This window comes from Pseudomonas petroselini (assembly GCF_045037875.1).
GTDB lineage: Bacteria > Pseudomonadota > Gammaproteobacteria > Pseudomonadales > Pseudomonadaceae > Aquipseudomonas > Aquipseudomonas petroselini.
The window spans coordinates 3,268,319-3,281,110 of sequence record NZ_CP173614.1 but is presented as its reverse complement, the minus strand read 5'-3'; the positions used below and the strand labels follow the sequence as shown (position 1 = coordinate 3,281,110).

Sequence of the window (12,792 nt, the reverse complement as noted above, 5' to 3'; positions counted from 1 at the left end):
CATTTCATCGTGTCAGGGCAGGAAGATGATTTTGTCGGGGCTGCCCTGGTTCACTTCTTCGTAACACTCCACGCCATTTGCCAACGCGACTTCACGCAAGCCCGTCGGCAACGGCAGCAAGCCTTCATCAAAGAAGCGCCCGAACTGTTCCAGCATCACCGCGCATTGCTCGCCGTTGTAGAGCAGCGAATTGATCCCCACCACCGAGCCGCCCTTGCGATACAGGGCCAGGGCCGGCAGTTGCACATGACCGTCCACTGGTGCCGCGATAATCGCGATACGACCGAACGGCGCCAGGCCCGCCACGGCCGCCGGCAGCCAGAAACCGGTGGTGTCGAAGATCACATCGGCGCCGCCCTTGAACACGGCATTCACCTGCGCACCCAGTTCTTCCGACGTGCCCAGGGCAATCGCCTCGAAGCCCTGCGCTTGCAAGACGTCAACCTGCTCCGGTCGACGCACGGCGGCCAGCACTTGGGCGCCGCGGATTTTCGCCAAGGCCAGGGTCGCGCTGCCCACCGCGCCATTGGCGCCAATCACCAACAAGCGCGTGCCCTGGGTCACCCCGCTACGCTCAAGGGCGTCCCAGGCGGTGGTGTACGGTACGCCGAGGCTCGCGGCCTGGGAAAAACTCAGGTGGGTGGGTTTATGCGCCACACCCTTGGCCGACACGGTGAGGTACTGGGCGTGGGAACCGTCGGCAAAGAACCCCAGGTCGCGGCCGGTGCCCCAGACTTCCTGACCCACCAGTTCCTGTGGCCCCTCCACGACGACACCGGCAAAGTCGCGGCCGGGAATGCGTGGCAAGGTGGTGTAGGGGAAGCGGCCGAGCACGTTCTTGACGTCGCTGGGGTTGAGGCCCGCGGCCTTGATCTGTACCAGCACTTCACCCGCGGCCGGCACCGGGGTGGCGACGTCGACAAAGCCGAGGGCGGCGAGATCGCCGGTGGCAGTAAATTGCAGTGCTTTCATGGCCAATATCCATCGAAGAAAAAAAGGAGGTCAAGACAACCAGGTGCCCACCAGCTGCCGGCCCATGGGCCAGAGCTTTTCGCCCAGCAGCATGCCCATCAGGCCTATCAAGGCGATGGCCGGGGGCGCGGGCGAGCGGAAATCCAGGGCACCATAGATCACGCCAACAAACAGGCCGATGGCGAGGGAAATCAGATAGTTCATGGTGAGCAGCGCCGTGTGGTGAGAGGCGCTCAGTGTAGAGAGGCGATTCCTGAAGCATCGGCCAAGTGCTTCAGGATTTCGGCCATCCGTTCAACCGGCGTAGTGCGAGGGCGCCACGCCGAGTTCGCGGCGGAACATGTCGCTGAAGCTGCTGGGTGAATAGCCGAGCGAGCGGGCAATCCCGCTGACCGACTGACCCTGGATCAATTCCGCCACCGCCGTGGCCAATTGCACCTGGCGACGCCACTCGGCGAAGCCCATGCCCAGGTTGTGCTGGAACAACCGCGCCAGGGTGCGCACGCTGGCACCAGCGGTTTCGGCATGTTGCTCAAAAGGGATCTCCAGGGAGGGCGCGGCCATGACCGCCTGGCAGACATTGATCAGTCGACGGTCAGCCTCAACTGGCATGGCGATGCGGATCGGCGAGCGGCGCGCCCGTTGCAGCTCCAGCAAGGCCAGGCTGACCACCGCGTCGTAGTACGCCGCCTCACCGTTGTCGCCCTCGTCCACCAGCGTGACGATCAACTCGCGGAGCAGCCCTCCCACCTCAATCACCTGCACCTGGCTGTCCAACGTCGCTGCCAATGCTGGTCGCAAGTAGATATTGCGCATCTGCAAATCCGACACCACGCGGATCCCATGTTCCCCCCCCGGCGGCAGCCACACCGCACGCTGAGGCGGCACCACCAGGGCTTCACGGGGCGTCTCGACCCACATCACGCCGCTCATGGCATAGAGCAACTGGCCCCATTCGTGGCTATGCGGCTCCACGTACAGCCCACGCGGGTAGGTACGCGCCAAGGGCTGTACGGGAACGGCGTGATCACTGAGGTCGGGGGGCGCGGCCAGGGCCATGGGGATGCACATCAATCAAGGGAGAGTCGCCATGGTAATGACCACCGCTGGAGAATCCGAGTGAATTTTTGCGGCACGGGACGATCACTTGTTTATACATGGAGGGTTAATGGACCAATGAATAACGCAAAACTATTTGTGATCGACTACTGCCTGCACGGTGAACCAAAGTCCTTCATCATTCGCCTGGAAAAGCTCGATGCAGCAGAAGCCTGGCACTGGGCAAGCTGTGACGCAGGGGTGGGCCGTATCGGTCGGTTCGCCCGCGAGCAAGTGAAGAAGACCAGCCAGCAGCAAGCCGAAAAGTTCGGTATTACCCACGTACAATGGCGCCGCTCGGACGCGCGCGCCCAGGCTTGATCAGGGAGTGACAAACATGAATTTATCCATACCGGTCAATGGCAAGGCGCGCATTGATTACACCCAGGAAACGCTTTTTGGGCCCATGGCCAAGCATGTCGAGTGCCAAGTGAGCGTGCAACGGCGAGCGGGCGGGACTGTGCTGAAGGTGTTCCAGCCTTTGCCGGACGATCTGCACGCGGCGCAGACCGTGGTGTTTGCGCTGGAGGGGCGGCGTACTCGTGCAGTGGTGAAGGATAGCCAGCACCTGTCTGACCATAGCTTGCGGCTTGAACTGGAAACCCAATAGGCAATAAACCGCAGCTTACCTGTGGGAGCTCGATGGCCCTAGGTATCTACACCGCTCTGGGTATGGCGCTGGACCTGTGGCGAGGGAGCTTGCTCCCGCCGGCTGCCTGACAGCCCAGCGCCATCTAACGGTTAGACCACGATCCAAATGTGGGAGGGGGCTTGCTCCCGATAGCGGTGTGTCAGTCAATTCATCAGGTGACTGATTCAGCGCCATCGTCGAGGCATCTATATCTACACAATTCTGGCTATGGCGCAGGACCTGTGGCGAGGGAGCTTGCTCCCGCCGGCTGCCTGACAGCCCACCGCCATCTAACGGTTAGACCGCGATCCAAATGTGGGAGGGGGCTTGCCCCCGATAGCGGTGTGTCAGTCAATTCATCAGATGACTGATTCAGCCCCATCGGGGCATCTGTATCTACACCACTCTGGGTATGGCGCTGGACCTGTGGCAAGGGAGCTTGCTCCCGTGGCGGCCTGACAGCTGGCCTCGATGTTGGATCAGACAGGGTACATATCCGTTATTTAGGTAACGGCGGCTTATGGTTCCGCTCTTACACCGGGTCACTTTTGGAAGAGCGCCAAAAGTAACCAAAAACGCTTCGCCCCAACACTCGGCACCTCGCTCACGCTCGGTGTGCCCGTAATCCGACAGGTATTTGGGGGGCCGCCGCCACGCGCCATCCATGGCGCGGGGCGGCTAAACCGGCATCCCTGCCGGTTTACCCCCCAAATCCCTGTCGAATTCCGGCCAGCGTGTTTGACGGGGCGCCTGAGATCAAAAGCGAGATCAAGATCAAGATCACGATCGAGAGCGGCTCGCTTCGCATCGTGGTTAGGGTTAGCGTGGTTGTTACAAAGTTGTGTAGATACCTCTGCTGCGATGAGGGGGTGTCAATCGATGAGCCAAGGTGACTGACTCACCGCCATCGCCGGCAAGCCAGCCCCACATTTTGACTGCGTTCAGCCCTTGGCCGACTTGGCGCACTCGCAGCCGGTGGCCGCCGAACACGGTTCACCATGGGCATGGTGCTCGGCACAGCCCTGGCAGCAATAGCCTTTACCGTCCTTCATTACCGCGTCAACACCCAGCACACACTTGCAGTGTGGGCAGGCACAGGTTTCATCTGGCATGGTCAGACTCCTTCTTCATGGTCGTCCCGGTGCGGCGGGCGCCGGCACCTTAAGCAGTGACTACGGCCCGTCGTCGATGGTTCAAACCATCAGTCGGTGCGGGTATTGCTGCGGTACATGAACACCAGCGCCAGCGCCAAACACGCCATTGCCACGATCCGGCTGCCCGACAGTTCGATGGCCGGGTTGCCCAGCCAGCCGAAGTTGTCGATCAGCATGCCCATACCCAATTGACCGACGATGACCGCGACCGTGGCAACAGCCGTACCGACCACCGGCACTGCGCCGACCATCACCATCATGTAGACCACGCCGAACAGTGCGCCGGTGAGTTGCCATTTCGGCACGTCCAGCAGGCTCACTGCCTGGGCGGGTTCAATGAACAGAATCAGCAACGCGGTGACAATCGCGCCCACCACGAAGGTCACCAGGCTGCCACGCAATACACCTACCGTTTGGCCCAAGCGCCCATTGATGGCGGCCTGCACGCTCAATACCGCCCCTGCGGCAACCACCACGACCAGTAACAGAATCAGATTCATCGCCTTAACCTCGTGCAATCAGAACAAGTGCCACCACAATCAGCGCCAGGGCAATCCAGCGCTCGCTATTGACCCGCTTGCGCGCCGCGCCAAACCAGCCGAAATGGTCGATGAGCACGCTCTTGCCAACCTGCCCGGACAAAATCGCGATCATGGTCATCGCGATACCGATATGCGGCGTGGCCAGCGTCAGCACCACCACGTAGATCGGCCCCAGGAAGCCGCCGATCAACTGCCAGCGCGGCAGCTCGGACAGCGCCGGGCCCTTTTGCGGGCCGCTGAACAGCAGCAGCAAAAACAGGATCGCCGAACCGACACCGAAGATGCTCAACGTCGCCCACAAATGCCCCACCTGCACACCCAAAGGCCCCAGCAAACCCGCCTCCACCGACAGGCCCATGCCGGCCAGGATCACCAGCGGCAACAACAGCAGCCGTAGGCCTTTATTTTTCGGCTTGGCGTGCGCCACGCCCTCGAGAGAACTTGCTTGCATACATCACCTGCACATCAACAAAGGATTGGATGGCGCGCATTATCCAGTGGCCGTCCTGTGCGATAAATGGGAGCATGCCGACAACACCTTTGCGTAAAACGCACAGCCTGGAGACGTGATGCAAGGCTTGAATGAATTGAGTTTCAAGGCGCTGCGCCTGTTTGTCGCCGTGCTGGACTTTGGCAGCTTCTCCGAAGTGGCACGCCGCGAGGGCCTGGCGCCCTCCTCCATTTCCCGGCAAATACAGTTGATGGAACAGGCGCTCGGCCAACAGTTACTGTATCGCCACACCCGCGCGGTCAGCCCCACCGAGGCCGGGCGCCTGCTCGGGCGGCATGCGCGGTTGATGCTGGAACAACTGGAAGCCGCCGGCCAGGCCCTGCAGGAACAGGAAAGCGAACCCAGCGGACTGGTTCGCATCAATGCGCCGATGGTCTTCGGCCAGCGCCACATTTCCCCTTGGCTGGGCGAATTGTGCCGGCGCTACCCCAAGCTGCAACTGGATATCCAGCAAACCGACACCTACGTCGACCCACTGCAAGATGGCACCGACCTCCTGTTCCGTATCGGCGTGCTCAACGACTCCAGCATGCAGGCACGCATCTTCGCGCCCCAGCGCTTTCGCCTCGCCGCCAGCCCCGCCTACCTGGCTCGGCACGGCACGCCCCAACACCCTGACGAACTGATCAAACACCAGTGCCTGGCCTACAAAGGCATCACCGGCCAGCAACGCTGGTTCTTCCGCAAGGGCCAGGCTGAGTGGACGCCTTGTAGCGTCAAGGGCCCAATCACCGGTAACCACGCCGACACCCTGACCCACGCCGCCGAGCAAGGGCTGGGGCTGGTGGTGTTTCCTTCCTGGTTGATCGGCGAAGGCTTGCGTGCGGGCACGTTGCAGGCGGTGCTGACGGAGTATGAAGTGGCGACTACCCTGGAGCCGCAGCAGATTGCGGCACTGTGGCCGGGCAGCCGGCGCTTGTCGCTGAAAGTGCGGACGGTGATTGATTACTTTGTGGAATGCTTTGGGGGGGTGCCGTATTGGGATCGGTGACCTGTCAGGGTCGAGGAGAACCAAGCTGTCGAAAAGAACCCAGCTACGAAGTAAATCCCCCTACAGCAATAGGTAGGTCCGTTCTGAATTTTTGGGCCAGTATTTCTCGGCTGGGTATGTTGCGGCAGACTTTGAGGGCATCTTTTTGAGAGATCTGCCATGAGAGATCTGCCATGGAAGTCACGTACCAGAAAATATCGCGCTATGAGCGAGTCGCTTCAACCGGCGGTCGTGCCGTCTTTGATAGCGCACCTAGTTTTGGCTATATTTGGCCAAAATATGGGGGCAACCACATGATTACCGTTCCTCTGGGTGAAGCTAAAAATAATCTGTCGAAATTGGTTGATGAGGCCGCCGCGGGCAAGGTCATTACCATTGCCAAGCATGGACGTGCGATGGCACAGCTTGTGCCCCTCGGGAAATCCAAGGGTCGGCGAATCGGAGCTATGAAAGGTAAGCTCGTCATTCCCGAAGACTTCGATGCAGCGTTGCCCGACGATCTACTGGATGCCTTTGAAGGCAGCCGTCCATGAGAGTGTTGTTGGATACCCATATCCTGCTCTGGGCGCTGACTGAAGACCCGAAGCTGTCCAGCAAAGCCAGGAAGCTGATTGAGAATGCAGCAGAGATTTACATCAGCGCTGCAACATTCTGGGAGATGGCAATCAAGGTCGGCCTGGGGAAACTCACTGTAGATCTGGAGGAAATCCGTGAGTACTGCCTCGAAAGCGGATTCGTCGAACTGCCCGTCACCTCAGAACATGCCATCGCGGTTAAGGATCTTGAGGATCATCACAAAGATCCTTTTGATCGGCTCATCGTGGCAACAGCCATGAGCGAGCCGATGAAGCTGTTGACGGCCGATCCGCAAGTCGCCCAATACACGTCCTTGGCGATCCTGGTTTAGATCATTTCAATGGCTGCACCGCTTCGATCAGAACACCCACTGCCCAATCAGCCAGGCATTCGCCCCACTGATCACCGCAAACAGGAACCACGCCAATAACCGTGTCGGCAACCGATTCACGAACGGCCCCATCAACTGTTTATCGCCGGTCATGCGGATCAATGGATACAGCGCGAACGGCAACTGCAGGCTGAGCACCACCTGGCTGAGGATCAGCAGCTTGCCGATGGCATCGTCGCCCATCAGCCATACCCCCAGGAACGCCGGGATCAGCGCCAGCCCACGGGTGATCAGGCGCCGCTGCCAGCAGGGAATGCGCAGGTTGAGGTAGCCCTCCATGATCACCTGCCCGGCGATGGTGCCGGTGAAGGTTGAGCTTTGCCCGGACGCCAGCAAGGCGATGCCGAACAGGATGCTGGCGAACGCGCCGCCCACCAGGGGGTCGAGCAGGTGGTAGGCGTCCTGGATTTCGACCACATCGGTGTGGCCAGTCTTATGGAAGGCGGCAGCGGCGAGCACCAGGATCGCGGCGTTGACCAGCAGGGCCAGGGCCAGTGAACCGATGGTGTCGATGCGCGCCAGCTTGACCGCGTCCTGTTTGCTGGCCAGGTCCTTGCCGATCAGGCGGGTTTGCACGATGGAGCTGTGCAGGTAGAGGTTATGCGGCATTACCGTGGCCCCGAGAATACCGATGGCCAGGTACAGGGGCGCAGCATCGCTGATGGCCGACAGCGATGGGGTGAAACCGCTGAACACGTCCGGCCAGTAAGGTTTGATCAATACCAACTCGATAAAGAAGCACACGCCGATGGTCGCCACCAGCGCCAGCATGATCGCTTCCAGGCGGCGGAAACCGCGATTTTGCAGGGCAAGGATCAGTAAGGTATCGAAGGCAGTGATGACAATGCCGGTGGTCAGCGACACCCCCAGCAGCAGGTGAAAAGCCAGCGCACAGCCGAGCACTTCGGCAAGGTCGGTGGCAATGATGGAGATTTCCGCGAGCACCCATTGGGTGCGTGCGGAGCGCTTGCTATAGCGCTCGCGACACAGTTGCGCCAGGTCTTTGCCGGTGGCGATGCCCAACCGCGAGCACAGGCACTGCACCGCCATCCCCGCCAGGCTGGCCAGCAGCACCACGAACAACAGGCTGTAACCGTAGCGCGAGCCGGCTTCGATGGCCGTGGCCCAGTTGCCGGGGTCCATGTAACCAATGGAAATCAGCAGGCCCGGGCCGGCGAACATCAGCATGCGCTTGAAGAACGAAGCCTTGGGGTCAACGGCAACGGAGCCAGCCACTTCCGGCGGGCAAAACGGGGCGGTAGCGATTTTTGGCAGGCTGAATTTCACACGGTATCCCAGGCAAACACACTCGATAGAGACGCAGCTTATCAGTCGGACGCGACCGTGCGCATCACCGTCTCCCGTGGCAGGTCGAACGTCTCTACCACTTGCACCACCAGGTCCATCTCCTGGTTCAGCGCTTCACGCTCCATGCGCTGGCGAATCACACCAATCACCAGCACCGCCAGGGTGGTGATCGAATACGCCGGACCGGAAAACGCACGCACCCCGCTCACCAGCAGCATCGCCGCAGCCAGGGCCTGGCCGACCACAGGAATAGCCGTGGCCGCACCACGACGCAGGATAAACCCGGTCAGCCCCGCCAGCGCCGTGCCGCTCAACGCGGTGGTGGCCGATCGGCCGACATCGAACCGGCTGAACAACCCCTGCTCCTTCTGCGCGGCGGCCTTGAGTTCCGCGTCGAACACCTGGCGGTCAGCGTTGCTGAGTTTGTCTTTGTACTGCTCAATGAGCTTCTCGGCGACCCGGGCCTCGAGCTCGGCCAACTCAACGGTATCCAGAGACTCGTCGAACTTGATACCCAGCCGTTGCACCACATCTTCGGCGATCTGGCGATAACTCACGCCGTGCCCGCGGGCCATGTTCATGAAGCTGTCACCGCCCATGCGCTGCAACTCGATGGCCAGCTTGAGGGGCTCGCGGACATTACCGTCTATAGATGCACTGCGTTTTTGCGCCATCAGTTCGGCGAGGAACTTCAACTCTTCGGGCCGCGCCTGCACCAGCGCCGGGAACAGCTCCGCGTCCTCTTCGGCAAACCGTACTTCAGGGCTGCGCTGGTCGGAACGGATCATGCCGCGTCGCTCGTGCAGCAGGTCGGTGTACTGCACCACCGTCTGCAACTGCGGCCAATAGGCGGCGTGATCGAACGTCGCCAAGTGCACGTTGGTGACCTTGGCCTTGAGCGCCGGCGTCACCGGGATCGCATAGCGGCCGATACACCGTTCAGTGTCAGGTTTCAGCGCCAAGGCCCAGTCTTTGCTGGAGTGGCAATTGATCACACGCCCTTTAAGCGGCGCCGAGACGTCGTCCCACGGGCTCGATGTGCAGATCGCCCCGCCCATCAGCAACAGATTGTCCAATGGCAGCTCGCGGGCGGCCTCAGGGCTGGCCAGCAGGCTCTTGACCAGAATGCGCGCGCCAAGGGAATGGCCGATCAGGTTGATACGCCGGACTGCCAGGGACTCGCCGTGCAGGTAGTTAGCCAGTTCAGGCAGCAGGCTCCTCGCGACTTCGTCCACCCGCGCCTCGACGCTTTTGTAGTGGTCGAGAAAATAGGCAATCGCCTTACCCACGCCGACGGTCGCCGCGCCCAGGCTACCACCGCCGAGCATCGCGCCCATGACGTCCTTGAAGGGCGCAAACAGGTTTTCCAGGAAATGCCCCGCCGGCCAGAACAGCATCAGGTTGGTCGAGCCTTCGATGCCCGCCAACTGCGCCTTGAAGCTGCCCAGTTGTTGCCGGTTGAAGAACGCCGAATAACCGTGAACATAGAGATTGAGCACATCGCCCTGAGGCTCGCCGCACAGTAGGAACGTGGGCTTGCGGGTGCGGTGCATTTCATCCCACTGGTGCTGCATGGGGCGGTGACTCCTGGTGACAAGGGACGGCGATAGTAACAAAGGGCGCGGCTCAGCGCGGTACCGCTGGGGGAAAAGGCACTACGTTGGCTAATGCCAGTCAGTTAAGGATGAACACAGTACCTGTGGCGAGGGAGCTTGCTCCCGCTGGGTCGCGAAGCGGCCCCAGCGCTTTGTTTCAAAAGACTGGGACTGCTACGCAGTCCAGCGGGAGCAAGCTCCCTCGCCACGGGTTACTTTTCGCTCTTGCTGCTTCTTAACTGACTGGCATTCACCACGTTGGCCCCCTCTTCCTTTCAGAAGATGGAAGCGGCCTTGGACTTGGCCAGGTAACGCGCCGGTGAATCCCCCAGGTTACGGCGAAACACCGAGGTGAACGCACTGGAGCTGCTGAACCCCAGCTCGAAGGCCACATCGGTGATGGACGAGCCATGGCTGAGCCGCGCAGTGGCTTCCAGCAGGCAAACCTGTTGGCGCCACGACACAAAGGTCATGCCCGTGCATTCACGAAAATTACGCGTGAAGGTACGCCGGCTCATGCTCGACCAATCGGCCATCTCGCCAATCGAGATTTTCTGCGTGGGCGCGTCAAGGAAGCGCTGACAAGAACGGGCCAGGCGCGATTCCGACGGCAGCGGCGCACTCAACGGCAACTCGGGCATCGTGCCGATTTCGTCGATCAGCAGGGTCAGCACGCAACAATCACGCACGCTGGGCGAGGCCGATGGCCCAATCGCCAGCGCCGCTTCCAATAGATGACGCAGCAGCGGCGAGACGCCAAACACCTGGCAATAGTCCTGCAACCCGGCGCGCCGGGCGGCGGCGTCGTCCAAGTAGGTGTTGAGCATCACCACGTCGCCGCGCATGTGCATCTCATGCGACACCCCACCCGGCACCCAGATCGCCCGCTGGGGCGGCACGACCCAATTACCCAGGTCGGTGAACATTTTCAACGCGCCTGTGGAGGCGTAGGCGAACTGCCCGCGTCGGTGAGTGTGGCGTGGAAATACTGTGCCGGACGGGTACTCGCGCAACGTCACCACCGCTTCGGGGCTGTCCGGTTTGTAAGGCGAAAAGGTGAAGGTCGGCGGCATGGCCCGATTTTGTCAAAGTATGACCTGACATAGCAAGCGGGCCATCACCCCGCCACCTAGAATCATCGCTCCCCAAGTTGGGTTCATATCGAAGGGATATTCGGAAAATGACTGTCAAAAACTACTTGGACGTACGCGTGGACGGCGCTGTTTTGATGGTGGGACTCAACCGCCCGCAGAAGCGCAACGCCATGTCGCTGGAAGTCATGCACGAACTGCGCGAGACCTTCACCCACATCCCAGAAGGCATTGGTGCTGCGGTGCTCTACAGCACCAGCCAGCATTTCTGCACGGGGTTGGACCTGTCGGAAATCCGCGACCAGTCGGTCATCGATAACGTCCAGGCCTTTCGCGAATGGCACAAGACCTTCGAACTGATCCAGTTCGGCAAGGTGCCCGTGGTAGCCGCCATTACTGGTGCCGCCATCGGTGGCGGCCTGGAGATTGCCACCGCCTGCAGCCTGCGCGTGGTCGATGACAGCGCCTTCTTCTCGCTGCCCGAAGCGATGCGCGGCCTGTATGTCGGCGTCGGCGCCTCGGTGCGCTTCCCACGCATCGCCGGCATTGCCCTGATGACCGACATGATGCTCACCGGCCGCACGCTCTACGCCAAGGAAAGCTACGAGCGCGGCGTGGCCCAGTACCTGGTGCCGGTCGGCCAGGCGGTGCTCAAGGCCACCGAATTGGCGCACAAGATCGCCGGCAACCTGCCCATGACCAATTACGCGGTGACCCATGTGTTGCCACGCATTGTTGATCAAAGCCAGCAGGACGGGCTGATGACGGAAGCCTTGATTGCCGCCGTGGTGTCTTCCGACACCCGCACACAGGATCGCCTGGCGGATTTCCTGGATCGCAAGAAGGACAAGATCCAGACCGCGCCAGCGGTGTAACTCCCGGTCGTGAACGTTGCCGAGCGCACCTCGGCAAACCATGGATGGCCTTCACAACTCACTATCAACCGGTGAAACCATGTTTCAGCACAGCACTCAAGACGATCTTTATCGCAGCAATGACGCGACCGATGAACGATTGATCAAAATCGAACGCAGCTGGCACAAACGCGCACAGATCAAGCTCGACTCCCAACGCCCGGATATCCAGCTTGACCTGCAAGCGCCGGACTTTCTCGAGGCCCTGTTACCTTTCGCCCATGACCCGCACTACCAACACTACCCCCATGCCCTGAAGTTGCTGATCCTGTCGGCCGGCTGGGTGATCTACAACCAGAAAACCATCGCCATCGAAACCGAAATCATCTGCCCGTCCTGCATCGACCTGCTGCAGCTGGGCTCGCGCCTGAGCTCGGCCAGCGCCGCGACGATTTCCGAAACCCTGGCGGATGAGGCCTACCACACACTGTTCTCGATCAACATGTGTGAGCTGGCGATTACCCAGCGCGGCATGCGCATTAAATGGCCGGAGCTGGAACTGACCCGCCACCTCAGCCAGGCCCAGGCCACGATGTCCGAGGCGGACTTCAAAATCTACCGCCTGGCGTTCTCGCTGGTCTCGGAAACCTTTATCAGCGACTACCTGGCCGACCTCAGTGACGCGCCGGACATCCAGCCGGTGTTTCGTCACGTGGTGGCCCTGCATAAAAAAGACGAGCTGGTGCACAAACACATCTTCCCGCTGTTCGTGCAGCAGGTGGTGGGTGACTTCACCCCGCAGCAAACCACGCTGTTCACCCGCGGCATCGCCAACTCCATCCGGATCTTCCCGATGCGCGAGATTTCGGCGTGGCGAATCATCCTGCCGCAGCTGCTTGAAGTGTTCGGTGATCGCTCACTGCTGTTGCCGACCCAATTCACCGAGACCGGCGAAGCGGACTACTCGGCCATGCCCGAGATCCTCAGTTCCATCGGTATACGCCCCGAAGCGGTGCTGCCTGAGCTGCATGGGATGAACGAACCGGTCATCACCGTTTGAACCCAGCGTGTCGCTGAT

General features: G+C 60.9%; 16 protein-coding genes. 7 read left to right on the top strand and 9 right to left on the bottom strand.

Features of this window, described 5'->3' with window-relative positions; translation table 11 throughout:
- Positions 1-12 precede the first annotated feature (12 nt).
- The 3 genes from ACI512_RS15360 to ACI512_RS15350 form a co-directional block, all read right to left on the bottom strand.
- Positions 13-972: a zinc-binding alcohol dehydrogenase family protein gene (locus tag ACI512_RS15360; protein ID WP_236381243.1), complete on the bottom strand. Its 960-nt coding sequence runs from the start codon at positions 970-972 to the stop codon at positions 13-15.
- 30 nt (positions 973-1,002) lie between these two features.
- Positions 1,003-1,176 (bottom strand): DUF1427 family protein, encoded by a 174-nt coding sequence (locus ACI512_RS15355; RefSeq protein ID WP_012723684.1) that lies wholly within the window; start codon positions 1,174-1,176, stop codon positions 1,003-1,005.
- 90 nt (positions 1,177-1,266) lie between these two features.
- A complete protein-coding gene (locus ACI512_RS15350; RefSeq protein WP_405121862.1) occupies positions 1,267-2,031 on the bottom strand; it encodes an AraC family transcriptional regulator in 765 nt (254 codons plus the stop codon).
- Positions 2,032-2,148: 117 nt separating this feature from the next.
- Between ACI512_RS15350 and ACI512_RS15345 the strand changes: the two genes are divergently transcribed.
- Positions 2,149-2,391 (top strand): DUF6555 family protein, encoded by a 243-nt coding sequence (locus tag ACI512_RS15345; protein WP_064054525.1) that lies wholly within the window; start codon positions 2,149-2,151, stop codon positions 2,389-2,391.
- Positions 2,392-2,407: 16 nt separating this feature from the next.
- Positions 2,408-2,680 (top strand): hypothetical protein, encoded by a 273-nt coding sequence (locus ACI512_RS15340; RefSeq protein ID WP_046036226.1) that lies wholly within the window; start codon positions 2,408-2,410, stop codon positions 2,678-2,680.
- 962 nt (positions 2,681-3,642) lie between these two features.
- Here ACI512_RS15340 and ACI512_RS15335 read toward each other — a convergent pair.
- The 3 genes from ACI512_RS15335 to ACI512_RS15325 all read right to left on the bottom strand — a co-directional run bounded on the left by ACI512_RS15335 (position 3,643) and on the right by ACI512_RS15325 (position 4,848).
- Positions 3,643-3,813: a metallothionein gene (locus tag ACI512_RS15335; protein ID WP_012723680.1), complete on the bottom strand. Its 171-nt coding sequence runs from the start codon at positions 3,811-3,813 to the stop codon at positions 3,643-3,645.
- Between the two features lie 89 nt (positions 3,814-3,902).
- Positions 3,903-4,355: a DMT family transporter gene (locus ACI512_RS15330; RefSeq protein ID WP_236380367.1), complete on the bottom strand. Its 453-nt coding sequence runs from the start codon at positions 4,353-4,355 to the stop codon at positions 3,903-3,905.
- A gap of 4 nt (positions 4,356-4,359) precedes the next feature.
- Positions 4,360-4,848 (bottom strand): DMT family transporter, encoded by a 489-nt coding sequence (locus ACI512_RS15325; RefSeq protein WP_064054415.1) that lies wholly within the window; start codon positions 4,846-4,848, stop codon positions 4,360-4,362.
- A 118-nt stretch (positions 4,849-4,966) separates the two neighbouring features.
- Between ACI512_RS15325 and ACI512_RS15320 the strand changes: the two genes are divergently transcribed.
- The 3 genes from ACI512_RS15320 (at position 4,967) to ACI512_RS15310 (ending at position 6,806) form a co-directional block, all read left to right on the top strand.
- Positions 4,967-5,899 carry a LysR family transcriptional regulator gene (locus ACI512_RS15320; RefSeq protein ID WP_236380366.1) on the top strand — a complete coding sequence of 311 codons (933 nt, stop codon included), beginning with the start codon at positions 4,967-4,969 and terminating at the stop codon, positions 5,897-5,899.
- Between the two features lie 173 nt (positions 5,900-6,072).
- Positions 6,073-6,432 carry a type II toxin-antitoxin system Phd/YefM family antitoxin gene (locus tag ACI512_RS15315; RefSeq protein ID WP_236380364.1) on the top strand — a complete coding sequence of 120 codons (360 nt, stop codon included), beginning with the start codon at positions 6,073-6,075 and terminating at the stop codon, positions 6,430-6,432.
- Entirely contained in the window at positions 6,429-6,806 is a 378-nt protein-coding gene (locus tag ACI512_RS15310) for a type II toxin-antitoxin system VapC family toxin (RefSeq protein WP_236380363.1), read from the top strand. The genes ACI512_RS15315 and ACI512_RS15310 overlap by 4 nt, the downstream gene beginning before the upstream one ends.
- Before the next feature lie 27 nt (positions 6,807-6,833).
- Here the strand turns inward: ACI512_RS15310 and ACI512_RS15305 are convergent, their stop codons facing one another.
- The 3 genes from ACI512_RS15305 to ACI512_RS15295 form a co-directional block, all read right to left on the bottom strand.
- Positions 6,834-8,153, bottom strand: coding sequence for an Nramp family divalent metal transporter (locus ACI512_RS15305; protein ID WP_064054413.1), 1,320 nt, complete (start codon positions 8,151-8,153; stop codon positions 6,834-6,836).
- A gap of 41 nt (positions 8,154-8,194) precedes the next feature.
- Positions 8,195-9,748, bottom strand: coding sequence for a DUF726 domain-containing protein (locus ACI512_RS15300; RefSeq protein ID WP_405121861.1), 1,554 nt, complete (start codon positions 9,746-9,748; stop codon positions 8,195-8,197).
- Positions 9,749-10,044: 296 nt separating this feature from the next.
- A complete protein-coding gene (locus ACI512_RS15295; RefSeq protein ID WP_012723672.1) occupies positions 10,045-10,842 on the bottom strand; it encodes a helix-turn-helix domain-containing protein in 798 nt (265 codons plus the stop codon).
- 107 nt (positions 10,843-10,949) lie between these two features.
- Between ACI512_RS15295 and ACI512_RS15290 the strand changes: the two genes are divergently transcribed.
- The gene (locus ACI512_RS15290; RefSeq protein WP_043205189.1) at positions 10,950-11,735 is read left to right on the top strand and encodes a crotonase/enoyl-CoA hydratase family protein; all 786 of its coding nucleotides are present in this window, start codon (positions 10,950-10,952) and stop codon (positions 11,733-11,735) included.
- Positions 11,736-11,814: 79 nt separating this feature from the next.
- Positions 11,815-12,774: a diiron oxygenase gene (locus ACI512_RS15285; protein WP_046036719.1), complete on the top strand. Its 960-nt coding sequence runs from the start codon at positions 11,815-11,817 to the stop codon at positions 12,772-12,774.
- Positions 12,775-12,792: the final 18 nt, after the last annotated feature.

Excerpts from the sequence above, each read along its gene's own strand:
- ACI512_RS15355 (WP_012723684.1), bottom strand. The coding sequence starts at position 1,176 with ATGAACTATCTGATTTCCCTCGCCATCGGCCTGTTTGTTGGCGTGATC.
- ACI512_RS15335 (WP_012723680.1), bottom strand. The coding sequence starts at position 3,813 with ATGCCAGATGAAACCTGTGCCTGCCCACACTGCAAGTGTGTGCTGGGT.
- ACI512_RS15295 (WP_012723672.1), bottom strand. The coding sequence starts at position 10,842 with ATGCCGCCGACCTTCACCTTTTCGCCTTACAAACCGGACAGCCCCGAA.
- ACI512_RS15330 (WP_236380367.1), bottom strand. The coding sequence starts at position 4,355 with ATGAATCTGATTCTGTTACTGGTCGTGGTGGTTGCCGCAGGGGCGGTA.
- ACI512_RS15290 (WP_043205189.1), top strand. The coding sequence starts at position 10,950 with ATGACTGTCAAAAACTACTTGGACGTACGCGTGGACGGCGCTGTTTTG.
- ACI512_RS15285 (WP_046036719.1), top strand. The coding sequence starts at position 11,815 with ATGTTTCAGCACAGCACTCAAGACGATCTTTATCGCAGCAATGACGCG.
- ACI512_RS15340 (WP_046036226.1), top strand. The coding sequence starts at position 2,408 with ATGAATTTATCCATACCGGTCAATGGCAAGGCGCGCATTGATTACACC.
- ACI512_RS15325 (WP_064054415.1), bottom strand. The coding sequence starts at position 4,848 with ATGCAAGCAAGTTCTCTCGAGGGCGTGGCGCACGCCAAGCCGAAAAAT.
- ACI512_RS15310 (WP_236380363.1), top strand. The coding sequence starts at position 6,429 with ATGAGAGTGTTGTTGGATACCCATATCCTGCTCTGGGCGCTGACTGAA.
- ACI512_RS15315 (WP_236380364.1), top strand. The coding sequence starts at position 6,073 with ATGGAAGTCACGTACCAGAAAATATCGCGCTATGAGCGAGTCGCTTCA.
- ACI512_RS15345 (WP_064054525.1), top strand. The coding sequence starts at position 2,149 with ATGAATAACGCAAAACTATTTGTGATCGACTACTGCCTGCACGGTGAA.
- ACI512_RS15300 (WP_405121861.1), bottom strand. The coding sequence starts at position 9,748 with ATGCAGCACCAGTGGGATGAAATGCACCGCACCCGCAAGCCCACGTTC.
- ACI512_RS15320 (WP_236380366.1), top strand. The coding sequence starts at position 4,967 with ATGCAAGGCTTGAATGAATTGAGTTTCAAGGCGCTGCGCCTGTTTGTC.
- ACI512_RS15360 (WP_236381243.1), bottom strand. The coding sequence starts at position 972 with ATGAAAGCACTGCAATTTACTGCCACCGGCGATCTCGCCGCCCTCGGC.
- ACI512_RS15350 (WP_405121862.1), bottom strand. The coding sequence starts at position 2,031 with ATGGCCCTGGCCGCGCCCCCCGACCTCAGTGATCACGCCGTTCCCGTA.